Below are 25,204 nucleotides of genomic sequence, written 5' to 3' on the forward strand. Positions count from 1 at the left end.
GTCTCTTAGGCGTCGGTTGGAATCTTATGCGGTTTGGTGCGGAACAGTTTCATCACCATCACAAAGAACACCGGCACGAAGAAGATCGCCAGTATGGTTGCGGCTAACATACCACCGACCACACCCCAGCCAATCGCGTTACGGCTGGCAGCACCTGCACCGGTACTCAGTGCCAGTGGCAGTACGCCGAGGATGAACGCGAACGAGGTCATCATGATCGGACGCAAACGCATTCGACACGCTTCGACCGTTGCGTGCACCAGATCCATGCCGTCGTCATACAAGTCTTTGGCAAACTCCACGATCAAGATGGCGTTTTTCGCCGACAGACCGATGGTGGTCAACAGACCCACTTGGAAGTAGATGTCGTTCGAGAGCGACTTCATCGTCGCCGCTGCAATCGCACCAAAGACGCCCAGTGGTACCACCAAGATGATGGAGAACGGGACGCTCCAACTTTCGTACAACGCAGCCAGGCTGAGGAATACGATTAAGATAGACAAGGCGTATAGGAACGGCGCTTGTGAACCGGTTTGGACTTCTTGGTACGAGGCGCCCGTCCATTCTAGGCCAATGCCTTCCGGCAGTTGCTTCACAATGTCCAGAATCGCCTGCATGGCATCACCGGTACTCTTACCCGGCGCAGCGGAACCTTGAATGTTCACGGCCGGTACACCGTTAAAGCGTTCCAGACGAGGTGAACCAAAGGTCCATTCGGTGGTGGCAAAGGCATCAAACGGCACCATGTCGCCATCGGCGTTCGCCACATGCCACAAGCTCAGGTCATCTGGATTCATGCGGTAAGGCGCATCGGCTTGTACGTACACTTTCTTCACACGACCGTTGTCGATGAAGTCGTTGACGTAGCTCGAACCCAGCGCTGTTGACAGGGTGGAGTTGATGTCAGACACGGACACACCCATGGCCATCGCTTTTTCGTAGTCGATATCAATGCGGAACTGTGGCGTATCTTCCATACCGTTCGGACGTACTTGAGTCAGGTTCGGGTTAGAACCGGCCATGCCCAAGAGCTGGTTACGTGCTTCGATCAGTTTGTCGTGGCCCAAGTTCGCGGTATCGGTCAAGTAGGCATCAAAACCACTCGCGCTACCCAAACCTTGAATGGCGGGCACGTTGAACGAGAAGATTTGCGCTTCTTTGATTGGGGCAAACGCCGGATAAGAGCGTCCAACCACAGCATCTACCGACAGCGCCGGATCCGTCCGTTCACTCCAGTCTTTGAGACGCACGAACGCCATACCCATGTTCTGACCTTGACCGGCGAAACTAAAGCCAGCCACGGTAAACACCGATTCAACCGCGTCTTTTTCATCTTCTTGGAAGTGTTTACGCACTTTGCCCATCACTTCCAGCGTTTGTTCTTGTGTGGCACCCACAGGCAATTGAACAATCGACAAGAAAATACCTTGGTCTTCTTCCGGTACAAAGGAAGTGGGCAGACGTGTCCACAACGTGGCGAGTACACCAATGATCACGATGTACGCCAGCATGTAGCGTACGCGGTGGTTTACACCACGATTCACCGTGTTCTGGTAGCTCTCAGTGCCGCGATCAAACCATGTGTTGAACCAAGCCAGCGGGCCGCGTTTTACGTGGTGCGCTTCGCCTTTCTTGATCGGTTTGAGCAAGGTCGCACACAGGGCTGGCGTCAGAATCATCGCCACCAGGACCGACAGAACCATTGACGAAACAATGGTCAGCGAGAACTGACGATAAATCGCCCCCGCGGCGCCCCCGAAGAAGGCCATCGGAATGAATACCGCACTCAGGACCATCGCGATCCCCACCAGCGCGCCGGTGATTTGCCCCATCGATTTACGCGTCGCTTCACGCGGTGACAACCCTTCTTCGCTCATCACCCGTTCCACGTTCTCAACCACCACGATCGCATCGTCCACCAGCAAGCCGATGGCGAGGACCAGACCAAACATGGTCAACGTGTTAATCGAGAAGCCAAACGCCGCCATCACCCCGAAGGTCCCCAACAGAACCACCGGAACGGCGATGGTTGGGATCAAGGTGGCGCGGAAGTTTTGTAGGAACAGGTACATCACCAAGAAGACCAGCACAATCGCTTCCATCAGCGTGTGCACCACTTCCTCAATCGAGATTTTCACGAATGGGGTGGTATCGTACGGATACACCACTTCGATGTTCGATGGGAATGTGGGTTGCAGTTCAGCCAGGCGTGCTTTCACCGCATCGGCGGTTTCCAGTGCGTTGGCACCGGTGGCCAGTTTCACCGCAATACCAGAAGCGTATTTGCCGTTGTACAGCGCAACCGCTTGGTAATCTTCAGCGCCCAGTTCCACACGCGCCACGTCTTTGAGACGAATTTGCGCGCCGTCGGTGTCCACTTTCAGCAGAATGTTTTCAAACTGTTTGACGGTGGTAAAACGGCTTTGTGCAGTAATGGTCGCGTTCAGCTGTTGACCTTCAAGCGCGGGTGTGGCGCCCAACTGGCCCACAGAAACTTGCGTATTCTGTGCGCTGATGGCGGTTTTCACTTGCGCAGGCGTCAGCTGGAAGTTGTTGAGTTTATTCGGGTCGAGCCAGATACGCATCGCGTGCTGCGCACCGAACACCTGAACTTCACCCACCCCTTGTACACGGCTGAGCGGGTCTTTGACCTGCGAAACCATGAAGTCGGCGATTTCGGTGTTGTCCATGCTGCCGTCGTTAGAAATAAAGCCTACCACCATCAAAAAAGCCTACCACCATCAAAAATGAGCTGGAGGACTTCGCGACGGTGATCCCTTGTTGGGTCACTTCGGTCGGTAGCGTTGCTTCCGCCAAAGACAGCTTGTTCTGTACTTGAACCTGCGCGATATCAGGATCGGTACCTGATTCAAACGTCAGTGTGATGCTAAAGTTACCCGCCGAGTCACTGGTGGCCGACATGTACAAGAGATTGTCGATACCATTCATGTTCTGTTCGATGGTCTGCGTCACGCTGTTTTCCACCGTTTCCGCAGAGGCACCTGGGTATGAACCGGACAACGACACCGCTGGGGGCGCGATATCCGGGTATTGCGAGACGGGCAGTGTCATGATTGACAGCACACCGGCCAGCATGATGATTATGGCGATCACCCACGCAAAGATGGGGCGATCTATGAAAAATCGAGCCATATCTTATTGTTCCTTAGAGGCTTCCAGGACGTTCGCGGTCACCGCGCTGCCCGCATGAACTTTTTGCAGGCCTTTGACAATCACAAGATCACCTGCGTTCAAACCCGAATCAATCAACCATTGGTTGCCAATCGCACGGCTGGCGACCACAGTGCGGCTTTCCACTTGGTTTTGATCGTTAACGACGAATACGGACGCCTGACCACGCGCATCGCGGCTGACGGCCGATTGCGGGATCAAAATGCCGTTGTCACGATGTTCGGTCGGTACCGCTGCACGCACATACAAACCCGGCAGCAGGAACTGATCGGGGTTCGGAATGGTGGCGCGCACGTTGACGGTGCCGGTTTTCTCGTTGACAGACACTTCGGCAAATTGCAGCGTAGCGCGTTGCTCGATTGGCGTACCATCATCCAAGAACAGTTTGATGCCAGCGAGTTCCTGATTCTCTTTACCCGCAGACTGGCGCAGTTTCAGCAGTTCATTACTTGGCTGAGAAAGGTCGACGTACAGTGGATCTAGTTGCTGAATGGTAGCCAGCGCATTGGTTTGGTTGGCAGTCACCAGCGCACCTTCAGTAATCAGGGTACGACCGATACGACCAGAAATCGGCGCGGTAATTTTGGTGTAATCCAGATTGATTTGCGCTGAATTGACGTTCGCTTTAGACGCTTCTACAGAAGCCAAGGCTTCTTTGTAGCTCGCTTGAGCATCTTCGTAATCTTGTTGGCTGACCGATTTTTTGGCCACCAGTTCACGGTAGCGTTTCGCTTGAAACTCTGCCTGAGCCAGGGTGGCTTCTGATTTCGCCAGATTCGCTTTGGCACTCGCCAATGCGGCTTTGTAAGTGGACGGATCGAGTTCAAAGAGCACCTCGCCCTTGTTCACCATGCTGCCTTCAACGAACAGACGATTGGTCACAATGCCACTCACCTGTGGACGCACCTCCGCAATGCGGTAGGCACTGGTCCGGCCCGGTAGCGTACTGGTGACTTCAACTGGTTGGGTGTTAATTTGAACCACATCCACCGCAACTGGGGGTGGCGCACCATTGCTGGCGGCTTGTGGTGTGGCTTCTGGCTGACATCCAGCAAGCGCAACTGCGGCAACAATTGCGGTCAGCCATTGTTTAGAAAAGGCTTTACCGTCGCCCATAATCTTTCTCTCCTTTACCACTTAGAACGCATTAAGCTCAGTGACTCATGTGGGTATACGTACAATTCAACGCTTTTGATTCACAGGCTCAAATGTCTTTGTGAGAACGCTATTTAATCGCAAGGCCGCTCGAAAGGATAATGTAACCCTAGTTAACAATGGGTTAAGAATCGTCATGAATCGGCTGCTGACTGAACTCTGTCATTTATTGCACAAATGGACAAGCGAATTTTACTATACAGTTGGATAATTAACTACAGAAGTTTATTTCCCGTACAAAATTGGCTCATGATTGTCGCATTGAATGCATGATGATGCATGCGCAAATTTTATCCATTGGCGATTTTTTCATCGATGAGAATGACATGACGCGATCAAAAAAGCGATGCCGGAAAACCGAACATCGCTTGTGTGGGCCGGGGGTTAGCGGCGTTTGAGCCGTTGCCAATGCGGCTGCACGTGTTTCAGCCCATCGGCGGCACGGCGCGCCATCCTTGCCGGTTGCGGCGTGCGTTGGTGCTCTTGCGTGGCGTAACGATTGAGCAGGGCAATCGTCGCTTGCGGCGAGTCACGCAGCGCACGTTCTAGCCGTTGCAACCACACATGATGACGTTGTTGATGGTACGTGCTGGTGCTGTGGGTCGCGATCTGCTGCCAATGCTGAATACATTGCCCCAGCATGATCAGAGTCAGGCCACTTTCGCCATGTGCGGCCCAATTGAGGCCATTTTTTCGCGTGATGGCAATCAACTTGAGCACACGATGCTTCATGCGCGCTTGCCAGAAGTGAAAGGGGATTGCATGTTGAATCAGGGTGGGCAGCGCATGCCACATGGCATCCATCAAACGTTGTTGGCGGCGCAACAAGTTGGTGGGGAAAATCAGTTTAAATGCCAGCAGCGCCAACATGGGGCCAGCGATGACCGCCAGCGACATGGTGATGGCGTGCGCAGCATCGGCGCTGTAGGGTTGGTGCGGCTGCGACATCAACAAGAAAATCATAAAGTAGTCCATTGACCCCGAACTGAGGCGGCGATGGGCAAACGGCACCACGCCCAACAGAATCAGCGGCACCATCATTAGCAGCATCTGCAATTCATTGGCCGCCATCGGCCACAGCACCAACTGACAAATCAGGTTCGAAATACCGCCGACAATCTGCCACCAGAAGATATGCGTCATGATCAGCGCTGGGTTTTCAAAGGTGGAGAACAGCGTCACCATCACTGATGCTCCCAGTAGCACGTACGCGCCAATTGGCGATCCGGTCCATGCCCAACCGAGGCCCAGCAACACCATTAAACTGGTGGTGCGATACATGGCCTGCGTGGCGCCAACCCAGTCGCGGTGGAGCACCACTTTGCCGGTCGCAGCAGTGATCTCCAGTTTGCCTGATTGACGAAACGTCTTGCGGCCTTGCAAGGCTTGGCTCAGTTCATTCAACGCTTGTGACAGCAGCAAATCGTCGCACTCTTCATCGGCGCGTTGCAAATGCACCACCACCTGATCGAGCGGCGATTGCAGTTCGTGCGCGTTGATGGCGTGTTGAATCTCGCGCAGGAAAGCGTTGTGGTTGACGCGCGAACCTTGGTTCATCAGCCAAGTCAGTATCGAGATCAGGGCAAACACCACCGAACGCAGGGTTTGCACCGTGCGGCGTGAACGAATTGACCCGACGCTGTGCGGATCCAGCGCTTCTTCAATCTGCGCGGCTTCCAGCATCAAATGTTCTAGTGGCTGAGAGAGGGGCTGCTGCCGCGAATGCTGGGTGAGCGCTTGCAAGACCGCAATGGTGAGCGAGCGCACGCGCCACACCAAGGCATCTTCATCGCTGCGACGGGCAAACAGCAAGCCCACCAACAGCGCGATGAGCACCCCGGTCATCACGGTGAGCAAGCGGTCGGTGCCCAGCTCGAACATGTCGGTTTGGTTGGCGGTACCGAGCAGCGCCACCAGCGAAGCCGAGTAGCCAGACAGCAGCGTCGCGTAACTGAACAGGCCATGAATCACGTTGCCCGCGCCGGCGCATAAGCCGACCCACACCGACAGCCCCAGCGCCAGCAGCAAAATGTTGTCCCCGGCGACTGACACCAGCGTGACCCCGACGATTGTACCAACCAGCGTGCCGATAAAGCGGAACAAGCTTTTTTCCAGCAGCATGCCGCGCCCGGGTTGTGATGCCGCCCAAACGGACATCGCTGCCCATTGCGGGTGCTCTAAACCAAGCGCCCAGCCGACGAACAGCGCCGCGCACGATGCCAGTGCGGTGCGCAGCGCAAACGCTAAGCGACCCGCATCCAAGCCGAGATTTGCAAGTTGAGCGTTCATGGTGTGCCCTCAGTCCTTAGTGCTTGAATTTGGTGATGAGGCCGCCGAGCACTTGCCGCATGACCTCAATCTGTTCATCGGATACATCGGCCAACATGTCGGTTTCGATCGCCAGCAGTTCTGCGCGCAGCGACACGACGTGCTCACGCCCGGCTGCGGTGAGAAAAATGCGTTTCGCGCGGCGATCGTACGTATCTGCTTGACGCTCAATCTGGCCTTTTTGTTCGAGCGTATCGAGCAAGCGGACCAAGGTGGAGCCTTCCATGCCAACTGAAGCGGCGAGTTCTTTTTGGCTGATGCCATCGCCAAATTCATCTAAATGCAGCAGCGGGGCCCAACTGATGTCTTTGATGCCCGCTTGCGCCAGACGTTGATCGAGGTGGCGGCGCCACAGACGCGCCGCGATGGAAAATTGAATACCAAATTTGTGTCGAGACATAATACGTTTGATTGATATAGTTTGAATTCAAACTATATGGATAAATCCGCTGCGGATCAACGCAGAATTGAGGGCCAAGGCTGAAATGCAGGCATAAAAAAGCCCCGCAGTCTCTGCAGGGCGTTGATATGTTTGGCGTAAGCCAAATGCATGCTTATGGCTTCAGCGGTTGAAGCATTAACGCATGGTCACGAATTCTTCGCTGCCTGTTGGGTGAATCGCCACGACCGCGTCGAAATCGGCTTTGGTGGCGCCCATCTTCATCGCGACGCCAAAGCCTTGAATCATCTCATCGACCGCAAAACCGATGCCATGTAGGCCAACCACGGTTTCTTCTGGTCCTGCGCACACCAGCTTCATTTTGCAAGGCTGACGGTGCTGAGTCACCGCGGTGTACATGGCCGTAAAGCCGGATTGGTACACTTTCACGTTGTCTGCGCCGAATTTCGCGATCGCGTCGGTTTCTGTCAGGCCGATGGTACCGATGGGCGGGTGGCTGAACACCACGGTCGGCACCAGATCGTAATCCATTTTCGCATCCGGCTTGTTGTTAAACAGGCGCTCAGACAGCTGACGACCCGCTTTCACGGCCACAGGCGTCAGTTCGATGCCGCCTTCCATGATATCGCCAACACAGTAAATGCCGTTAACATTGGTGGCTTGGTAAGCATCGACTTTGATGTAGCCTTGCGCATTGGTTTCCACACCCGTCGCCGCGAGGTTAATCGCATCGGTCGCTGGGTGACGGCCAATGGCCCAAATCAGGGTATCGACATTGCAGCTTTCGCCGTTTTCTAGATGCAGGGTCAGACTGCCATCGGCTTCCTTAACCACTTCTTTTGGCACGCTGTGCGTGTGCAGTTGCGGGCCTTCTGCCGCCATCACTTCCACCAAGGTGTCGATGATCATCGGGTCAAAGCTGCGCAGGGGCGACTCTTTACGGCAGAACAGGTGCGTTTCGGTGCCCAGTGCGTTGAGTACGCCCGCGATTTCTACCGCGATGTAACCCGCGCCGACGACCGCAACTCGTTTTGGCTGTGCGCTCAGTTCAAAGAAACCGTTGGAGTCGATACCGAATTCGGCACCCGGAATATTCGGAATGGTTGGGCGGCCACCGACGGCGATCAGAATATGATCGGCGGTGTAATGCTCCCCATTGACTTCCACGGTGTTCGCATCGACGAACTTGGCAAAACCGCGAATCACTTCGACTTTGTTGTTGCCCAGCACGCGATCGTAAGACTGGTGAATACGACCGATGTACGCCTGGCGGCTTTCTACCAGTTTGGCCCAGTCGAAGTGTTTCACGTCCACATCAAAACCGTAATCTGCCGCGTATAGGTTCATCGCTTCTGCGACCTGAGCGCCGTGCCACATCACTTTCTTCGGCACACAGCCGACGTTCACACAGGTCCCGCCAAGATCTTTGGCTTCAATCAGGGCGACTTTGGCGCCGTACATGGCTGCACGGTTGGCTGAGGCGATACCGCCGCTGCCGCCACCGATACAGATATAGTCAAAATGTGTTGCCATTACTTTCTCCAATTTGGGCTCATCGCGAACAGGTTCGCATTCAGCCTCTGTTATGCATATATCCAACGACCTAATCTAGGTTAGTTGGGGGTGGATTGCCAAATTGCAATCCCAGTCGCTGAGTCTTGTTGAGCGGTCGCGACCTTATTCAGGCACAATCCAGTCCACTTTATAGTGACCGGTGGCCGGCGCAATTACTTCTTTCAGGAACGGCAGAATGCTTTGCATCTGGCTTTCCAGTTTCCACGGCGGGTTGATGACAATCATGCCCGAGGCGGTCATGCCGCGCTCGTTGGTGTCGGGGGACACGCCGAGTTCAATTTGTAAGATTTTGCGAATGCCGAGGCCTTGCAAACCTTCAATCATGTCCTCGATGTCGCAGCGGTTCACCACCGGATACCAGATGGCGTAAATGCCGGTCGCCCAACGCTTGTAGCTTTGCGCGATCGCCTGCACCACATCGCGATACTCTTTGGCGAGCTCATACGGCGGGTCAATCAGTACCAGACCACGGCGCTCTTTCGGCGGCAGGCTGGCTTTCAGGCGGGCAAATCCGTCTTCTTTGAAAATTGCCACTTGGCGATCGCGGTGAAACTCCTGCTCCAGCAGCGGGTAATCGCTCGGATGCAGTTCCGTCAGCACCATGCGGTCATGGCTGCGCAGATGCGCGCGTGCCACACGTGGTGAACCTGGGTAGTAACGCAGCTCGCCATCGTCGTTGAGCGCTTTAATCGCCTCGAGATAGCTGTGAATATCTTCCGGGACTTCGGTTTGTTGCCACAGGCGGGCGATACCTTGTTTGTATTCACCGGTTTTTTCTGACCATTCGTGGGTCAGATCGTAGCGGCCGACACCCGAGTGCGTGTCGTGGTAGACAAAGGGTTTGTCTTTCTGCTGCAGGGCAGACAGGATCAAGCTCTGTACGATGTGTTTCACCACATCCGCGTGGTTTCCGGCATGGAAACTGTGTCGGTAACTTAACAAATTGCGCTCTCTCACCCAAAGCCGGGTGCTGGTCAGTTCAAAAAACAGTTCGCCTGATTATACGCCAGTATTGAAAATTGCTGAACCTGACTATATCTATTAACGTAATAGCCAAAGTCTTCTTTGCTGGCGCACAGGTGTATTGATAACGTACGCTTAGCAAATCATCGAATGAATGAAGGCGCTTCGTCGCGCCCGTCTCCATGACTTCAGGTACCGTGATGGTTCGTCACGGACTCTCTTTTATGAAAAGGAACGTTATATGTCTAATCCACTTCTGACCTTTACGGATTTGCCACCGTTTTCTGCGATTAAGCCAGAGCACGTCAAACCAGCGGTTGAGAAGGCGATTGAAGATTGCCGCGCGCGCATTGATGCGGTGCTGGCAGGCAACGCCGAGCCAAGCTGGGAGAGCGTGATTGCGCCGATTGAAGAAGTGGATGATCGCTTAAGCCGTATCTGGTCGCCGGTCAGCCACATGAACTCCGTGATGAACAGCGATGAGCTGCGCGATGCCTACGAAAGCTGCCTGCCGATTTTGTCGGAATACAGCACCTGGGTTGGCCAGCACAAAGGGCTGTTTGACGCCTACAAAGCGATCAAGGCCAGCAAAGCGTTCGCCACCTTGAGCCGCGCGCAGCAGAAAACCATCACCGACGGCCTGCGTGATTTCGAGTTGTCGGGCATCGGTTTGCCAGCCGCTGAGCAAAAACGCTACGGCGAAATCAGCAAACGCATGTCGGAGCTGGGCTCTAAATTCTCCAACAACGTGCTTGATGCCACCATGGGCTGGACTAAGCAAGTTACCGACGTGAACGAACTGTCAGGTATGCCGGAATCGGCGTTGGCGGCGGCGCAAGCGGCGGCAGAAGCCAAAGGGCTGGAAGGTTACCTGCTGACGCTCGACATTCCGTCTTACCTGCCGGTGATGACTTACTGCGACAACCAAGCGCTGCGTCAGGAACTGTATGAAGCGTATGTGACCCGCGCCTCCGATCGCGGCCCGAATGCCGGAAAATGGGACAACAGCGAAATCATCGCTGAGCAGTTGAAACTGCGTCACGAAATCTCGCGCATGCTTGGGTTTAATACTTACAGTGAAAAATCACTGGCGACCAAAATGGCTGAATCGCCAGAGCAGGTGCTGAGCTTTTTGAATGATCTGGCCACCAAAGCCAAGCCGCAAGGCGAGCGCGAAGTGGAAGCGCTGCGCCAGTTCGCCGAGCAAGAGTTTGGCGTCACAACGCTTAACCTGTGGGACATCGCGTACTACAGCGAAAAACAAAAGCAGCATCTGTTTGAAATTTCCGACGAAGAGCTGCGCCCTTACTTCCCAGAACACAAAGTGGTGAGCGGCCTGTTTGAAGTGCTCCATCGCGTGTTTGGGATGGATGTCAAAGAGCGTCAGGGCGTGGATACTTGGCACGAATCGGTGCGTTTCTTCGATATTTTCGACAGCGAAGGCGCGCTGCGTGGCAGCTTCTACCTTGATTTGTACGCCCGTGAACACAAACGTGGCGGCGCGTGGATGGATGAGTGCCGTGTGCGCCGCATCAACGCAGACGGCGAACTGCAAACGCCGGTCGCGTACCTGACCTGTAACTTCAACCGTCCGGTGGGCAACAAACCGGCGCTGTTTACCCACGATGAAGTGGTCACGCTGTTCCATGAAACTGGCCACGGCATTCACCACATGTTGACGCAAGTTGAGGTGGGGTCGGTGTCTGGCATCAACGGTGTGCCGTGGGATGCGGTCGAGCTGCCAAGCCAGTTCCTCGAAAACTGGTGCTGGGAAGAAGAGGCGCTGGCATTTATCTCTGGTCACTACGAAACTGGTGAACCACTGCCGAAAGCGATGCTGGAAAAAATGCTGGCTGCGAAGAACTTCCAATCGGCGATGTTTATTCTGCGCCAATTGGAATTCGGTTTGTTCGATTTCACTCTGCACACCACGTACGATCCGGAAGCCGGTCCGAAAGTGCTGGAAACGCTTGCCGACGTGAAGAAGAAAGTGGCGGTGCTGCCAAGTTTGGAATGGAACCGTTTCTCGCACAGTTTCAGCCATATTTTTGCTGGTGGCTACAGCGCGGGTTACTACAGCTACTTGTGGGCTGAAGTGTTGTCGGCTGATGCGTTTTCTCGATTCGAAGAAGAGGGGATTTTCAACCGTGAAACGGGTTTGAGCTTCCTCAATCATATTCTTGAAATGGGCGGCAGCGAAGAGCCGATGGAGCTGTTCAAACGCTTCCGCGGCCGTGAACCGCAGATCGATGCGCTGCTGCGCCACTCCGGCATTGCAGCCTGAGTCGCGATCTTGGCGCAGTTAACCAAAGCATGACAATAACCCCGCTCCATGGAGCGGGGTTATTTGTTATGGTAAAGCCCATGACGGATGACGTCGTTCACAGGAGATCGATCATGAAGGGAATTTACGGCGCGCGATGGGGTCAAGCGCTCTCGATGAGTGCGTTGCTGGCGTTACTGACATTGACGGCGGGCTGCGCTGAGATGAAACAAGCAGGCACCGACGTCGGTCACGCCACCCGCGACGCAGCGACCGCCATTGGTCATGCCACCCGCGACACCACCAAAGCGATTGGGCATGCGACGCGCGATGCGGTTAACTCGGTAAAAGACGATCTCAATGCTGCAGAATAACGCGCTGCCACTTGCGGCTCAGCCAGTGATCCAGCGACAGACGACCCGGCCCCCACACGACCACCATCAATAACATGAATCCCCACAGCTGGTGGTCGGTAAATCCTTGTTGCCATAACAGCGGATACGACACCACTGCCATCGCATTGACCGCAAACAGCGCCAGTGCGCTGAACCGACCGAAAAGCCCCGGCATCAACAGCAGCGGCAGCGCCAGTTCGGCGCCGGTGGCCAGATACGCGGCGAGCTGCCACGGTAGCAGCGGCACCTGATATTCCAGTTCAAACAAGTACAGCGTGCTGTCCCAGTTGGCGATTTTACTCATCCCTGATTGCCAGAACACCCAGCCGGCCCAGATGCGGCACAGCAGTAAAAGCAGGCTGGCGAAGTCGCGTTGCAGCCAGTGGCACAGGGCATGATAACGGTGCATGAAGTCAGCCATGTCGGGCTCCTTAGTTAATCGTGAGTATTGGGGGCGGCTACACGAAAGCCAGCGACAATTTCCATCGCCATGATGGCGGGCAACGCTGCCAGTGCATCCGGATGAATCTGCCCCAGTGGCGCGCGCTGATGCATCGCCAGCAGCAGTTGATACGTCGGCTCATCCAGCGCTTGCGTCCACGGCTCGCCCTCGGCCGTGCAGGCGATGATCCCCGACTGAAGCGCATTGATAGTGAGCTGGTTCAAGTCGTCATCCCGCATCGCACGCTGCAAATCAAACAGCGCAAACGGCGCGCAAAATGGTGTGGCCCACGGCACCAACTCAAACACCAGCTGTGGTTGCTGTTCCGGCGTGACCTGACTCAGCGTGCTGAGTGGCTGATAGTTATTGCGCGGTGCCTGTGCGTATTGTTGCTGCACGTGGTCCAGCGCCCATTCAAACCGCGCCAGTGCCGCGGCATACGGCGCGGCCTGCATCACGGGCTGCGCGCGTTCAATCACCGCCGCAAACCCTTCGCCATAGTGGCTGACATCACCGCGGGTCAGCGGATGCGACAGCACGTATTCGCGCGCCAGCGCGGCAAAACACTCGTCGCCCAGCACCGCCAACAGCATCGGATAGGTGGCTTCGAGCACTTCGCTCAGGCTGATCACACGGTTGTTGCTATAAATCTGCAGTCGCTCATCGGCGCTCAAGCCGTCCGCGATAATCGCGCATTCGTCGCCGCCCGCCTGATAGTTGAGGCCGCGGGCAAACTGCGCCTGCAATTGCGCCAGCGTCATGAGGCGCTCCTTATGCCGCGTTCGGCATCAATCGCATGCAGGCGTGCGGCCGCTTGGTGCGCTTCGCCCAGCAGGACTTCAGGCGCTGGAATATCCAGATCCCACTCAATCAGGGTGCGGCGCGTGCCGTGCTGACGGCACCAGCGTTCAAACAGTTGCCACACCGCGTCACTCACCGGGCGGCTGTGCGTATCAATCCAGATGTCGCCTTGCGGCAGCGTTTTGACTGAGTAACCCGCAAGATGAATTTCATCCACGGCACTGGCGGGAATGGCATCCAGATACGTCTGGCTGTCAAAGCCATGGTTAAACGCCGACACATGCACGTTGTTGAGATCGAGCAGCAAACGGCAATCGGTGCGCTGCTGCACCGCGCGCAAAAATTCCCACTCCGGAATGGTGGAGTGGGAAAAACGCAGGTAGCTGGACGGGTTCTCAATCAGCAGCGGGCGACCCAGTGCGTGCTGCACCTGATCGACATTGCGGCAGAACACCGCCAGCGCCTCTTCGGTGTAGGGCAGTGGTAGCAGGTCGTTAAAATAGTGGCCGCCGTTTTCGCTCCAGCTGAGGTGATCGGAAATCAGGATGGGATCGATGTCATCGACTAACGTTTTGAGCTGTGCCAGATGTTGCGTATTGACCGCCGCCACCGAACCGAGTGATAAGCCGATGCCGTGGCAGCTGATGTCGTAGCGCTCACGCAGGCGGCGCAAATCGCGCCTGGCCGGGGCGTGCGGCTGAAAATAGTTTTCGCTGTGAATTTCCAGCCAGTTCAACGGGGTCGGTTGGCTGAGAAAATGGCTCATGTGTGGGCTGCGTAACCCCACGCCGACCTGAGGGTGAGAGTGCGTTGAGTGCATGGCCATGTCCTTATCACGGGGTCAGGGAGAGAAATCGAGTGCGCCGCCAGCGCCGCGCACTCAAGTCGTCGCGTGCGATTACTTCGCCATGGTGCTGCCGCCAGCCAGTTTGTCGCACAGCCCTTTGGGGACCACGACAAATGCATCTTTCTGATGATCCATTTTTGACGTGCCGGCGCAGGAGCTGGATTTGGTCGCGCAGTCATTTTTGCCCGCTTTCGCCACGCCGTAGCATTTTTCTTTCTCTGCCGCGGCAGCTGGCGCTGCGGTTAATAGAGTGCCCCCCATGGCTAGGAGGCCAGTGATTGCTGCGGTGACGGCTAGGTTTGATTGTTTCATCTTTATTTCCTCGAGACGGTTCCTTGGTCGTTAGCGTCGCAGGCCGTTGTTGTGGCTTGCTTACCCAAAAAAGAGAGGCAGGCGCGCGGAAAACTTTCACCACGCAAATAGGAAAAATCGAGATATTGATAAAATAAATAACTAAAGCGATGATTTATCGAGTGATTTAATGTGTGATTTTTTTTGAGATTTTTTGCACGCCGCAGCCGTTTGCGGCAAAGCGCAGGGAAATTCAAGGCAAATTTCGCTCGCTTGGGTCTCGCTGCGTTTAGGGGTATAATCGTTCAAATTATGTATAAATAACCAGTAGCTAAGCCATGATCGATCCCTCTCTTTTACTTGACGGTTTAAACGACAAACAACGCGAAGCGGTGGCCGCACCGCTAGAAAACCTGTTGGTGCTGGCAGGGGCCGGTAGTGGCAAAACCCGGGTGCTGGTGCACCGCATCGCTTGGTTGATGTCGGTTGAACAGGCCTCGCCGTTCTCCATCATGTCCGTGACCTTTACCAACAAAGCGGCGGCGGAAATGCGCGGCCGTATTGACGAGCTGATGATGGGCAGTTCATCCGGAATGTGGAACGGCACGTTCCATGGCATCTGCCATCGCATTCTGCGTGCCCACTATCTCGACGCCAAACTGCCGGAAGATTTTCAGATCATCGACAGCGATGACCAGCAGCGTCTGCTGAAACGCCTGATCAAAGCGCAGAATCTGGATGATAAACAGTGGCCAGCGCGTCAGGTGTCGTGGTGGATTAACGGCAAAAAAGATGAAGGATTGCGTCCGGCGCACATCGATGCGTATCGCGATCCGGTGACTCAGACTTACCTACAACTCTATACCGCGTATCAAGATGCCTGTGACCGCGCGGGGCTGGTCGATTTCGCTGAAATTTTGCTGCGCGCGCTTGAGCTGCTGCGCGACAACAAACACATTCGCGAACATTATCAGGCGCGCTTTAAGCACATTCTGGTCGACGAATTTCAAGACACCAACAACATTCAATACGCGTGGCTACGTATGATGGCGGGGCCGCAGTCGCACGTGATGATCGTGGGTGATGACGACCAGTCAATTTACGGCTGGCGCGGCGCGAAAGTGGAAAACATCGAGAAATTCACGCTCGAATTTCCAAGCGTGAACACCATTCGTCTTGAGCAGAACTACCGCTCGACCAAAACCATTCTTGAAGCGTCCAACACCCTGATCGCCAACAACACCGAGCGTATGGGCAAAGAGCTGTGGACCGATGGCAACGTCGGCGATCCGATTTCGGTCTATTCGGCGTACAACGAGCTGGATGAAGCGCGTTTTGTGGTCGGCAAAATCAAAGAGTGGCAGGACAAAGGCGGCATTCTCAATGACTGCGCCATTTTGTACCGCAACAACGCCCAGTCGCGGGTGCTGGAAGAAGCCCTGCTGCAAACCGGATTGGCGTACCGCATTTATGGCGGCATGCGCTTCTTCGAACGTCAGGAAATCAAAGATGCGCTGAGCTATCTGCGCCTGATGAACAACCGCAACGACGACACCGCCTTTGAGCGCGTGGTCAACACGCCCACCCGTGGTCTGGGCGATAAAACGCTGGATACCGTGCGCTTTGCGGCGCGCGATCGCGGCTGCACGTTGTGGCAAGCCAGCGTGCAGTTACTGGAAGAGAAAGTACTCACGGGCCGCGCGGCCTCAGCACTGAGCCGATTTGTTGAACTGATCAACGCGCTGGAAGATGACAGTGCCGAGATGTCGCTGCATAGCCAAACCGACCATGTGATCAAAACCTCGGGTCTGTTTGAGATGTACCAGCAGGAAAAAGGCGAGAAATCCAAGGCACGTATTGAGAACTTGGAAGAGCTGGTGACCGCAACGCGTCAGTTTGAAAAACCGGAAGAAGCGGACGAAATGACCATGCTGACCGCGTTCTTGACTCATGCGGCACTGGAAGCGGGTGAAGGACAAGCGGATGAATTCGACGATGCCGTGCAACTGATGACGCTGCACAGTGCAAAAGGTCTGGAGTTCCCGTTGGTATTTATGGTCGGCGTGGAAGAGGGCATGTTCCCGAGCCAGATGTCGGCTGAAGAAGCGGGGCGCCTCGAAGAGGAGCGTCGTCTGTGCTACGTGGGCATGACCCGTGCGATGCAGAAGCTCTACATCACGTACGCGGAAATGCGCCGCCTGTATGGACAGGACAAATACCACAAGCCATCACGCTTTATTCGCGAGTTACCGGAAAGCTGCCTTGATGAAGTGCGCATGAAAGCGCAAGTCAGCCGCCCGGCCAGCAGCGGCCGGTTCAGCCAGAGCGCGGTGAAAGAGAACTTCAACGAAACCGGCTTTACCCTTGGGTCACGTGTGCTGCATCCGAAATTTGGTGAAGGCACCATCATTAACTTTGAAGGCAGCGGCCCGCAAAGTCGCGTGCAGGTTGCCTTTAACGGCGAAGGCATCAAGTGGCTGGTCACGGCGTATGCCAAGTTGGAAAAAGTCTAACTCGACGGATGAGTCACGAAAACCCGGTCAGCGTACCGGGTTTTTTATGTCCGCCGCCGACGGATTTTGAGCGTCAGAAAAAGAAAAACCCCGAGGGGCCAAAGCCCTTCGGGGTTATAGTCTTACTCGCAGCAATCCGGCTACTAATAGGTGCTCCCTGCATCTATTCCTTGATAAGTATGCTGTATCCGTCAGCGTAATCCGTTCATCGCCATCCTAGCGGTGTCCTTGATCGTCCTGATCTGCTAACTATCCTGGTTAGCTCTCATCACTTGGTCCTTGAGCGGTGTCCTTGGCATCATCCTGATGCTGAGTCCTTGCCTCGTCCAGAGGAGTCCATTGCCATTCCCTTGTCGTCACCATCCTAGTCACGATTGAGTCCGTTCAATGTCCTGTTTGCTATCCGTGCCGATCATTCATCCTGAATAACCGTATCTTCTTCCTGAAGATCACCAATCCGTAGTGATTTCCTGTTCCGTGTCAGCATCCTTCCGACACGATTCATCTTACGGATTTCGTACTTTGGAGCAATGCTAGGAAATCGTTTGCTTAGCGATTTATTTTGCGCTCACACGATGATTTTATTTAAAAACAATCACTTAAGTTTTACGGTGTGCCATTTTGCCAGATAAAAAGCGAGATTGCCCCATTGCTTTGTGCGAGATCTCTTACACGGCGAGGGGCAAATCGATGACACAAAGATCACTCGCCGATCGCGGCCCCTTCACGGCGAGGATCCGCTGCGCCTTCCAGACCTTGTGCCGTGATGCGAATCGCGTGCAAGCCGGAGTTGAGATCGCGCACGGCGACTTTCACGCCCATCTGCTCCAGTGCTGGTTTGAGCTGCTCCGCTTGGGTGCCCTGTTCGACATCGGTTTCCCCAAAGCGGTTGAGCACATGCGGCTGGTCAATCGCGCGCTGAATGTCCATGCCCCATTGTAGATGGGCAATCAACGCCTGCGCCACATAACCGATGATGCGGCTGCCACCCGGTGACCCGATGGCTAAGTAAGGTTGCTCGTTGTGTAGCACAATGGTTGGAGCCATCGAAGAGCGCGGCCGCTTGCCCGGCTCCAGACGGTTGGCGATTGGGCGGCCGTTCTCGTGGGTCGCAAAGGAGAAATCGGTCAGTTCGTTGTTGAGCAAAAAGCCGCGTACAAACAGACGGGAGCCGAACGCGTTTTCGATCGTGGTGGTCATCGACACCACATTCCCATCGCGGTCGACGATGTTGAAATGGCTGGTGGACGGCAGTTCGATGGACTGATCGGGGCTTTGCAGCATCGCATGTTGCCAAGGGGGCGTGCCAGCTTCGGCGTGGGTTAGGGCTTTACCCGGCTGAATCAGCTTGGCGCGCTGTGCCAGATAGCCGGGGTCGAGCAGTCCTTCCGTTGGCATCGGCACATAATCCTGATCGGCCATATACAAGCCGCGGTCGGCAAACGCCAGGCGTGAGGCATCACCAATCACCTGCCACGATTTGGCGCTGCTGGCGCCCCAGCCTTTGAGGTCATATTGCTCGGTCAGTGCCAGAATCTGGCCGACGGTCAGTGCGCCGGAGCTTGGCGGCCCCATGCCACACACCTGATAGCTTTGATACGGCGCGCACACGGCTGCACGTTGTTTGATTTGGTAAGCATCGAAATCATGCTGCGCCAGCACACCCGGATTGCCCATCGCGGTCTGAACCGTGTGGATGATGTCTTCGGCGATTTCGCCTTGATAAAACGCTTTGTCACCGCGCTGGGCGATGGCGCTCAACGTGGCGGCGTACTCGGGGTTTTTCAGCACGCTGCCTGCGGTCAGCGGCGAGCCATCGGGCTGAAAGAAATAGGCTTTGGTGGCGGGGAAACGGCTCAACCGCTGCTGATCGTCGGCAATCAGCGTGGCAAGGCGCGGGCTGACTTCAAATCCCTCTTGTGCCTGTTTGACCACTGGCTCAATCAAGCGCGCCCAAGCCATTTTGCCGTACAGACGATGCGTCTCCCACAGCAGTTTGACGGTGCCCGGCGTGCCGACGGAGCGGCCACCGACCACGGCATCGTAAAATTTCAGCGGCTGGCCGGCGCGGTCGAGAAACAGTTGCGGCGTGGCGTCGAGCGGCGCGGTTTCGCGGCCATCAAAGGTCGTGAGCGCCTTTTGCTTGGCATCCCAATACACCAGAAAGGCGCCACCGCCAATGCCGGACGACTGCGGTTCGACCAAGCCCAGCATCAGTTGCACCGTTACCATGGCGTCGATGGCGTTGCCGCCATCGCGCAGAATTTGCGCGCCCGCTTCGGCGGCGAGCGGGTTAGCCGCGGTCACCATCCAGTTCTGGGCGTTCACCAGCTGTTTGCTTGCCAGTCCGCTGCTTTGCTCAGGGGCAATCGCGTCGGTGGCTTGATTGGGGGCGGCTTGCGCGGCGAAAGAAAATATCAGCCCTGACGTGGCGAGTGTGGCGAGAGTCCACTGCATACGCTTCTCCTTGTTGTCATGATCAACAATCAGCGTGGCAGGGGACGTGGTGTTTTTCTAGCCAAAGATGATAAATATGCAACCTTGACTCAGAATTGAGGTCAACCGAGCAAGTCCGTCAGCGATTGCCACAGAATCATCACGCCGATCAGGGTGAAGATCACGCCGCACAGCAGATCGATATACCGGCTGGCGGCCTGCAATTGACGCTGCAAACGTGGGGTGGACAGCATCCACGCCAGCGTCGCAAACCACAGCAGCGACAGGCTCCATAAGATCAGTAAGGCTAGGCTTTTGCCCCCCGGTGACATGCCTGCCGGCACCAAGGTCGACATCAGACTGACGAAAAACACCAGCGCTTTCGGATTTAGAAGATTAGTCATCAAGCCGCGCGAGAAGGCTTGGCGTTTGTTGCTCAGCAGCAGCGCCGGTTTGCTCGATAACTCGCCCGGGGCTTGCGACCAGTTGGCCAGCGTCGCCCGCAGAGCGCCGCTGCCGAGATAGAGCAGATAGCTGCCGCCACACAACTGCACGAGGGCAAACAGCAACGGCTGCTGATGCACCAGATAGCTGACGCCAGTCAGGCTCAGCAGCGAGTGCAGTAAAATACCGAACGACAAACCGAGGGCAATGTAGACACCGGTCTGGCGGCCATAACGCGTGGCATTTTGGACCACCAGCGCGACATCGGGGCCGGGGCTCATCAGGGCGATAAAGTGCACCGTCGCAAGGGTCATAAGAATACTGGCTTCATTCATAAACGGATCTCCAACAACTGATGCCGTCATTGTGCCAAGCGCGCGTTCGCGCCGCTTGTAAAATTCTGACACTCAGTGCGCGTTGACCGCGGAAGGAGAGACGCCGTAGGTGTGTTTGAATGCTTTGGTGAAATGCGCCTGATCGTAAAAGCCGACCTGATGAGCCACGTCGGTGCCGGGCAGTCCTGCTTTCACCAGTTTCATGCCTTGTTCGAGACGCAGGCGGGTCAGCCAGGCATACGGTGTCATGCCGGTGCGCGCTTTAAAATGGCGCTGCAATTGCGTTGGCGTGAGATCGCACAAGCTGGCCAGCTGCGCTAAGCGCACGGCTTGGTCGAGGTTGGCGAGCAGATACTCTTTTAAGGTGGCCAGCGACTGGGTGCCAAGTGCGACGGCAGCTTTTTCTTGGATGGCGCCATAGCGCGAGACTAAACCGGAAAATCCTTCATACGGCAGACAATCTTTGGCGAGCTGACACAAATCCGGCTGCGCCAGTTTCTGATGCAACTGAGTCAGGGATGCAAATATCTGCGGGTCACTGACGATCAGGCGATCAAAGCTCATCACATCGCTGGGTTGACTCAGTTCGAGCGTGTGGTGAAACCATTCAGGTTCAATTGCGAACACGCGTACCTGATAGCCCGAATCGAGCAGTGAACGGCCGTCGTGGAGTTCATCCGGCGGCATGATCACCAGCTCGCCGTGGCCGACGTTGTGATGTGTGCCCTGATGGAGAAAACGCTGCTGCCCCTGAGTGATGAGCCCGAGGTGAAAATCGAGGTGATAATGGCGCTCGAACGCGAACTCCTGATAGTCCGCTTCAATCAGGCTGATTGCCTGATGAGGGGTGGTGCTGTAGCGAACGTTGTCCATGATGATGCGTGCCCGGCGCTAAAGGCGTGCGCAGCGGCACGCGGTGAAAACAGGGGTGAAAAAATCGTCAAACACTTCTAGCGTAGCGAGGCGGGCGCCGTTTGTCTTGTAAAAAACGATCACCCGCCGTTGCGGTCTGTTTTCAGCACTGAATGGCTTCAGCGCGAAATGGTTTCAGCACGATTTCACTTCGCCGCGGCGCTACTTGGCGATCACATTGGCCAATGGTCGTTTACGCCCTTGGGTCAGGCCATCGATGCTGAAAATCACCAACGCGCTCCAGATAAACGCAAAGGTAATCGCTTTGTCAGCACTGAAGGCTTCGCCGTACACCAGCACCGCCAGCAGGAACATCAGGCTGGGGCCGATGTATTGGAAAAAGCCCAGCGTCGAGAGTTTGAGTTTGGTCGCCGCGCCAGTAAAGCACAACAACGGCAGCGTGGTGACGATACCGGCTGAAATCAGCAGCAGGTTGAGATGCCAGTCGTTCGCCAGCATCGAGCTGGTGGCCGAATCGGCAATCCACAGCAGATAAATCGCCGCCGCTGGCACCAGCACCAATGTTTCAATAAACAGGCCGGTTTGCGCATTCACGCCGACTTTTTTGCGTAGCAGGCCATACAAACCAAAAGTGATGGCCAGCGAGAACGCCACGATTGGCACTGAGCCGAACACCACCAATTGAATGGCGACGCCGATGGCTGCCAGCGCCACGGCAAACCACTGCAATTTGCGCAGCCGCTCGCCGAGAAACAGCATGCCGAGCACCACGTTAAGCAGCGGGTTGATGTAATAGCCTAAGCTGGCGTCGAGCATGTGATTGGCGTTGATCGCCCAGATGAAAATCAGCCAGTTACCGCCGACCAGCAGCGCGGTGGCCAGCAGGTACATCATTTTCTTTTTGTCGCGGAATACACTCACCATACCGCGCCAATGGCGGCCGAAATGCAGCAGCGCGGCCAGCAGGAAGAACGACCAAATCACGCGGTGGCTGAGAATTTCTAGGGCAGAAACGGAACTGATCGCTTTAAAATAGATGGGCGCGATGCCCCACATGGTGTAGGCGCTGATCGCCAGTATCACGCCTTTCTTGGCGTTTTGTTGTTCTTCGGATGTCATGCTTTACTTCTCACTCAGATCGCGCACCGAAGGGTGGCGAGTTAGCGGGCAGTATACAGGGCAAATCGTTTTCCTCGAACAAATATGCACCATTTCCGGTGGTGACCCGCGCACCTTGCCCACGCGGGCGGCGCAATTACTTTGCCAATAGCGGTTTAATTCACCGCTAAACGTCTCTACAATATCCGGCTTATTGAAATGCCCAATCGTCTGCTTGCAGACCGCCACTGAGACCCAGCATGACCGCTACTTTAATCGCTGAACAATCCGACGCGTTGCCCGATCCGCAGACCATTCTGCGCGATGTGTTTGGCTACCAGACCTTTCGTGATGGTCAGCAAGAAGTGATCGAATCGGCTGTTATGGGTCGTGATGCGCTGGTGATCATGCCCACCGGCGGCGGTAAATCGCTCTGTTATCAGATTCCGGCACTCGCGCGCGAAGGTGTGACGGTGGTGATTTCGCCGCTGATTTCGCTGATGAAAGACCAAGTCGATCAGCTCAAGGCCAACGGCGTGGCGGCGGAGTGTGTCAACTCGACCCAGAGCCGCGAGGCGCTGATGGGCATTTACAATCGCATGCATTCCGGCCAGCTGAAATTGCTGTATGTGTCGCCAGAGCGCGTGCTGACTGGCGAATTTATCGAGCGTTTGCACAACCTGCCGCTGGCGATGATTGCCGTCGATGAAGCGCACTGTATTTCTCAGTGGGGACATGATTTCCGCCCGGAATACGCGGCGCTTGGCCAGCTTAAACAGCAGTTTCCGCAGGTGCCGATCATGGCGCTGACGGCGACCGCCGACGATGCCACTCGCAGCGACATTCTGTCGCGTCTCAACCTGACTGACCCGCACGTTTATCTCGGCAGCTTTGATCGGCCGAACATTCGCTATACGCTGATGGAAAAACACAAGCCGGTGTCGCAGGTGATTCGTTACCTCGACACGCAAAAAGGCCACTGCGGCATCATCTACTGTGGTAGCCGCAAGAAAGTGGAAATGGTGACGGAAAAACTGTGCAACAACCACATTCGCGCCGCTGGCTATCACGCCGGAATGGACGCCGATGAACGGGCGTATGTGCAGGAAGCGTTTCAGCGCGACGACATTCAAATTGTGGTCGCCACCGTGGCATTCGGCATGGGCATCAACAAACCCAACGTGCGGTTTGTGGTTCACTTTGATATTCCGCGCAACATCGAATCCTATTATCAGGAAACCGGTCGCGCTGGCCGCGATGGCTTGCCTGCAGAAGCCGTGATGTTGTATGACCCGGCAGACATTGCCTGGCTACGCCGCATGTTGGATGAGAAAAGCGACGGCCCGCAAAAGCAGGTGGAAACGCACAAGCTGACTGCCATGAGCAACTTTGCCGAAGCGCAAACCTGCCGCCGTCAGGTGTTGCTCAACTATTTTGGCGAATATCGCGACAAGCCGTGCGGCAACTGCGATATCTGCCTCGATCCGCCCAAACATTTCGATGCCACTGAAGAGGCGCGCAAAGCGCTGTCGTGTGTCTATCGCGTCAATCAAAGCTTTGGGATCGGCTATGTGGTGGAAGTATTGCGCGGCATGCAGAACATTCGCATTCGCGAGCATGGTCACGACAAGATTTCGACTTACGGGCTTGGGCGCGATCACAGCCACGACTACTGGGTGAGTATCTTCCGCCAGTTGATTCACAAAGGCATGTTGCATCAGAACATCACGCGGAACTCGACACTGCAACTGACCGAAGAGGCGCGTCCGCTGCTGCGCGGCGATATGTCGCTGGAACTGGCGGTGCCGCGTTTGGATACTGCGGTGCGCGCAGCCAAATCGGATAAGTTGTCGAGCAAAAATTACGACAAGAAGCTGTTTGCCAAACTGCGCAAGCTGCGTAAGTCGATTGCCGATGAAGAAGGGTTGCCGCCGTACGTGGTGTTCAGTGACGCGACCTTGATTGATATGGCGGACATTCTGCCGACATCGTATGGCGAAATGCTGGCGGTGAGCGGTGTGGGCCAGCGCAAACTGGAAAAATACGCCGACCCGTTTTTGGACTTAATTCAGGAGCATCTGACCTATCATGGCTGAGTTTGGTTTACGTGAGTATCTGGCCAGTGACGGCCGCCTGATTGTGGCAACGCCCGCGTTTGATTTTGACTCCTTTCCCCCGCTCGGTGAGCGTTTGGTCGCGCTGTTGTCGGCGCGCGTGCTGGAAAAGCAGAGCGATGCCGATTTGCACTCGTGGCTGATTGATTTTGAAGGTTGCCACCTGATGCTGCGTGCCGAACACTACAGCGAATGTGTGTGGCTCGAAGCGATGGGAGAAGGCTTGGCCACAGAAGAGCTCGATTTTATCGCCAGTCTCCTGCGCCGCGGCATCTGAGCGCCAAAGCGCGACGGCTGTTCCATCTCACCGCCATTTCCCTTTTTCTTTATTTTTCAACGCTTATGCTACTCCTACTCGGTTGAGAACAAGGAGAGCACCATGCGTCTGGAATCCATTCATCAGGATGTCATTTCGTTTGAGCGTTTTATCGGGCGTTGTATCCGTTACGCGCTGATTGCGCTGGGTGTGTTGCTGCTGGGCCTGTTGCCGGGCGTGCTCGGTTTTCTGCTGCTGGCGGAACTCACCGCTGTGCAGGCATGGCTCAATGCGCTGTCGATGGTCAGCGGGCTGGCGCTGCCGTATCCGGTGGCGGATTTTCACCAGTCGGCGTCGCTGCATCTGTTTCTCGCGTTTTATAGCCTGTTCATCGAAACCGTCTTCTTCGTTGCGCTCGCCACGCTGTTTGCGCCGATCATTCACCGCGTGTTTCATCGCATGCATTGCGCTGAAGAGGCCTAG

General features: G+C 55.6%; 21 protein-coding genes. 6 read left to right on the plus strand and 15 right to left on the minus strand.

The annotated features are described in order from the left end of the window. Nucleotides 1-5 precede the first annotated feature (5 nt). From ACS18Q_RS00400 to ACS18Q_RS00430, 7 genes are all read right to left on the minus strand, one after another. Nucleotides 6-2,723: an efflux RND transporter permease subunit gene (locus ACS18Q_RS00400; protein WP_441257235.1), complete on the minus strand. Its 2,718-nt coding sequence runs from the start codon at nucleotides 2,721-2,723 to the stop codon at nucleotides 6-8. Beyond that, nucleotides 2,701-3,153 (minus strand): efflux RND transporter permease subunit, encoded by a 453-nt coding sequence (locus ACS18Q_RS00405; RefSeq protein WP_441257236.1) that lies wholly within the window; start codon nucleotides 3,151-3,153, stop codon nucleotides 2,701-2,703. The genes ACS18Q_RS00400 and ACS18Q_RS00405 overlap by 23 nt, the downstream gene beginning before the upstream one ends. A gap of 3 nt (nucleotides 3,154-3,156) precedes the next feature. Then, nucleotides 3,157-4,308, minus strand: a complete 1,152-nt coding sequence (locus ACS18Q_RS00410; RefSeq protein ID WP_004728371.1) for an efflux RND transporter periplasmic adaptor subunit — start codon at nucleotides 4,306-4,308, stop codon at nucleotides 3,157-3,159. A gap of 423 nt (nucleotides 4,309-4,731) precedes the next feature. Further along, the gene (locus ACS18Q_RS00415; protein ID WP_441257237.1) at nucleotides 4,732-6,636 is read right to left on the minus strand and encodes an FUSC family protein; all 1,905 of its coding nucleotides are present in this window, start codon (nucleotides 6,634-6,636) and stop codon (nucleotides 4,732-4,734) included. Nucleotides 6,637-6,652: 16 nt separating this feature from the next. Continuing rightward, on the minus strand, nucleotides 6,653-7,075 hold the full coding sequence (locus ACS18Q_RS00420) for a MarR family winged helix-turn-helix transcriptional regulator (RefSeq protein WP_154180561.1): 423 nt from the start codon (nucleotides 7,073-7,075) through the stop codon (nucleotides 6,653-6,655). Between the two features lie 177 nt (nucleotides 7,076-7,252). Beyond that, nucleotides 7,253-8,608 (minus strand): glutathione-disulfide reductase, encoded by a 1,356-nt coding sequence (gene gorA, locus ACS18Q_RS00425; protein ID WP_238809153.1) that lies wholly within the window; start codon nucleotides 8,606-8,608, stop codon nucleotides 7,253-7,255. Between the two features lie 144 nt (nucleotides 8,609-8,752). After that, nucleotides 8,753-9,592 carry a 23S rRNA (adenine(2030)-N(6))-methyltransferase RlmJ gene (locus ACS18Q_RS00430; protein ID WP_441257238.1) on the minus strand — a complete coding sequence of 280 codons (840 nt, stop codon included), beginning with the start codon at nucleotides 9,590-9,592 and terminating at the stop codon, nucleotides 8,753-8,755. Nucleotides 9,593-9,854: 262 nt separating this feature from the next. Between ACS18Q_RS00430 and prlC the strand changes: the two genes are divergently transcribed. Together prlC and ACS18Q_RS00440 are read left to right on the plus strand one after the other, a co-directional pair. Next, nucleotides 9,855-11,897, plus strand: a complete 2,043-nt coding sequence (gene prlC / locus ACS18Q_RS00435; protein ID WP_441257239.1) for an oligopeptidase A — start codon at nucleotides 9,855-9,857, stop codon at nucleotides 11,895-11,897. A gap of 113 nt (nucleotides 11,898-12,010) precedes the next feature. Next, a complete protein-coding gene (locus ACS18Q_RS00440; RefSeq protein WP_199251349.1) occupies nucleotides 12,011-12,250 on the plus strand; it encodes a hypothetical protein in 240 nt (79 codons plus the stop codon). Here the strand turns inward: ACS18Q_RS00440 and ACS18Q_RS00445 are convergent. The 4 genes from ACS18Q_RS00445 to ACS18Q_RS00460 form a co-directional block, all read right to left on the minus strand. Beyond that, the gene (locus tag ACS18Q_RS00445) at nucleotides 12,234-12,692 is read right to left on the minus strand and encodes a DoxX family protein (protein WP_441257240.1); all 459 of its coding nucleotides are present in this window, start codon (nucleotides 12,690-12,692) and stop codon (nucleotides 12,234-12,236) included. The two genes, ACS18Q_RS00440 and ACS18Q_RS00445, sit on opposite strands and share 17 nt — an antisense overlap. Before the next feature lie 14 nt (nucleotides 12,693-12,706). After that, on the minus strand, nucleotides 12,707-13,474 hold the full coding sequence (locus tag ACS18Q_RS00450; protein ID WP_441257241.1) for an HvfC/BufC N-terminal domain-containing protein: 768 nt from the start codon (nucleotides 13,472-13,474) through the stop codon (nucleotides 12,707-12,709). Continuing rightward, nucleotides 13,471-14,340: an MNIO family bufferin maturase gene (gene bufB, locus ACS18Q_RS00455; protein WP_172561795.1), complete on the minus strand. Its 870-nt coding sequence runs from the start codon at nucleotides 14,338-14,340 to the stop codon at nucleotides 13,471-13,473. The genes ACS18Q_RS00450 and bufB overlap by 4 nt, the downstream gene beginning before the upstream one ends. Nucleotides 14,341-14,412: 72 nt before the next feature. Next, on the minus strand, nucleotides 14,413-14,673 hold the full coding sequence (locus tag ACS18Q_RS00460) for a BufA1 family periplasmic bufferin-type metallophore (RefSeq protein WP_004728380.1): 261 nt from the start codon (nucleotides 14,671-14,673) through the stop codon (nucleotides 14,413-14,415). Nucleotides 14,674-14,990: 317 nt separating this feature from the next. On the opposite strand from ACS18Q_RS00460, the gene uvrD reads away from it, so the two are divergent. Further along, nucleotides 14,991-17,165, plus strand: coding sequence for a DNA helicase II (uvrD, locus tag ACS18Q_RS00465; RefSeq protein ID WP_004728381.1), 2,175 nt, complete (start codon nucleotides 14,991-14,993; stop codon nucleotides 17,163-17,165). Between the two features lie 702 nt (nucleotides 17,166-17,867). Here the strand turns inward: uvrD and ggt are convergent. The 4 genes from ggt to rarD all read right to left on the minus strand — a co-directional run bounded on the left by ggt (nucleotide 17,868) and on the right by rarD (nucleotide 22,372). Continuing rightward, nucleotides 17,868-19,622: a gamma-glutamyltransferase gene (ggt, locus tag ACS18Q_RS00470; protein ID WP_441257242.1), complete on the minus strand. Its 1,755-nt coding sequence runs from the start codon at nucleotides 19,620-19,622 to the stop codon at nucleotides 17,868-17,870. 101 nt (nucleotides 19,623-19,723) lie between these two features. Continuing rightward, nucleotides 19,724-20,380, minus strand: a complete 657-nt coding sequence (locus tag ACS18Q_RS00475) for a LysE family translocator (RefSeq protein ID WP_441257243.1) — start codon at nucleotides 20,378-20,380, stop codon at nucleotides 19,724-19,726. Nucleotides 20,381-20,452: 72 nt separating this feature from the next. Continuing rightward, nucleotides 20,453-21,253 (minus strand): helix-turn-helix domain-containing protein, encoded by an 801-nt coding sequence (locus ACS18Q_RS00480; RefSeq protein WP_004728384.1) that lies wholly within the window; start codon nucleotides 21,251-21,253, stop codon nucleotides 20,453-20,455. A gap of 201 nt (nucleotides 21,254-21,454) precedes the next feature. Beyond that, complete coding sequence (gene rarD, locus ACS18Q_RS00485) at nucleotides 21,455-22,372, minus strand: EamA family transporter RarD (protein WP_206982251.1); 918 nt, start codon at nucleotides 22,370-22,372, stop codon at nucleotides 21,455-21,457. A gap of 239 nt (nucleotides 22,373-22,611) precedes the next feature. Between rarD and recQ the strand changes: the two genes are divergently transcribed. From recQ to ACS18Q_RS00500, 3 genes are all read left to right on the plus strand, one after another. Further along, on the plus strand, nucleotides 22,612-24,447 hold the full coding sequence (gene recQ, locus ACS18Q_RS00490) for an ATP-dependent DNA helicase RecQ (protein ID WP_208550456.1): 1,836 nt from the start codon (nucleotides 22,612-22,614) through the stop codon (nucleotides 24,445-24,447). Continuing rightward, complete coding sequence (locus ACS18Q_RS00495; RefSeq protein WP_004728387.1) at nucleotides 24,440-24,742, plus strand: DUF3630 family protein; 303 nt, start codon at nucleotides 24,440-24,442, stop codon at nucleotides 24,740-24,742. The genes recQ and ACS18Q_RS00495 overlap by 8 nt, the downstream gene beginning before the upstream one ends. Nucleotides 24,743-24,844: 102 nt before the next feature. Further along, complete coding sequence (locus tag ACS18Q_RS00500; protein WP_004728388.1) at nucleotides 24,845-25,204, plus strand: hypothetical protein; 360 nt, start codon at nucleotides 24,845-24,847, stop codon at nucleotides 25,202-25,204.

This window comes from Vibrio sp. Vf1514 (genome assembly GCF_052076135.1).
Classification (GTDB): Bacteria; Pseudomonadota; Gammaproteobacteria; order Enterobacterales; family Vibrionaceae; genus Vibrio; species Vibrio furnissii.

Bases quoted from the DNA above. Each gene is read 5' to 3' on its own strand.
- ACS18Q_RS00450 (WP_441257241.1), bottom strand. From the start codon at position 13,474: ATGACGCTGGCGCAATTGCAGGCGCAGTTTGCCCGCGGCCTCAACTAT.
- prlC (WP_441257239.1), top strand. From the start codon at position 9,855: ATGTCTAATCCACTTCTGACCTTTACGGATTTGCCACCGTTTTCTGCG.
- ACS18Q_RS00415 (WP_441257237.1), bottom strand. From the start codon at position 6,636: ATGAACGCTCAACTTGCAAATCTCGGCTTGGATGCGGGTCGCTTAGCG.
- ACS18Q_RS00400 (WP_441257235.1), bottom strand. From the start codon at position 2,723: ATGGTGGTAGGCTTTATTTCTAACGACGGCAGCATGGACAACACCGAA.
- ACS18Q_RS00410 (WP_004728371.1), bottom strand. From the start codon at position 4,308: ATGGGCGACGGTAAAGCCTTTTCTAAACAATGGCTGACCGCAATTGTT.
- ACS18Q_RS00420 (WP_154180561.1), bottom strand. From the start codon at position 7,075: ATGTCTCGACACAAATTTGGTATTCAATTTTCCATCGCGGCGCGTCTG.
- ACS18Q_RS00440 (WP_199251349.1), top strand. From the start codon at position 12,011: ATGAAGGGAATTTACGGCGCGCGATGGGGTCAAGCGCTCTCGATGAGT.
- ACS18Q_RS00445 (WP_441257240.1), bottom strand. From the start codon at position 12,692: ATGGCTGACTTCATGCACCGTTATCATGCCCTGTGCCACTGGCTGCAA.
- uvrD (WP_004728381.1), top strand. From the start codon at position 14,991: ATGATCGATCCCTCTCTTTTACTTGACGGTTTAAACGACAAACAACGC.
- ACS18Q_RS00475 (WP_441257243.1), bottom strand. From the start codon at position 20,380: ATGAATGAAGCCAGTATTCTTATGACCCTTGCGACGGTGCACTTTATC.
- ACS18Q_RS00405 (WP_441257236.1), bottom strand. From the start codon at position 3,153: ATGGCTCGATTTTTCATAGATCGCCCCATCTTTGCGTGGGTGATCGCC.
- ACS18Q_RS00480 (WP_004728384.1), bottom strand. From the start codon at position 21,253: ATGGACAACGTTCGCTACAGCACCACCCCTCATCAGGCAATCAGCCTG.
- bufB (WP_172561795.1), bottom strand. From the start codon at position 14,340: ATGGCCATGCACTCAACGCACTCTCACCCTCAGGTCGGCGTGGGGTTA.
- rarD (WP_206982251.1), bottom strand. From the start codon at position 22,372: ATGACATCCGAAGAACAACAAAACGCCAAGAAAGGCGTGATACTGGCG.
- ACS18Q_RS00460 (WP_004728380.1), bottom strand. From the start codon at position 14,673: ATGAAACAATCAAACCTAGCCGTCACCGCAGCAATCACTGGCCTCCTA.
- ggt (WP_441257242.1), bottom strand. From the start codon at position 19,622: ATGCAGTGGACTCTCGCCACACTCGCCACGTCAGGGCTGATATTTTCT.
- recQ (WP_208550456.1), top strand. From the start codon at position 22,612: ATGACCGCTACTTTAATCGCTGAACAATCCGACGCGTTGCCCGATCCG.
- ACS18Q_RS00495 (WP_004728387.1), top strand. From the start codon at position 24,440: ATGGCTGAGTTTGGTTTACGTGAGTATCTGGCCAGTGACGGCCGCCTG.
- ACS18Q_RS00500 (WP_004728388.1), top strand. From the start codon at position 24,845: ATGCGTCTGGAATCCATTCATCAGGATGTCATTTCGTTTGAGCGTTTT.
- gorA (WP_238809153.1), bottom strand. From the start codon at position 8,608: ATGGCAACACATTTTGACTATATCTGTATCGGTGGCGGCAGCGGCGGT.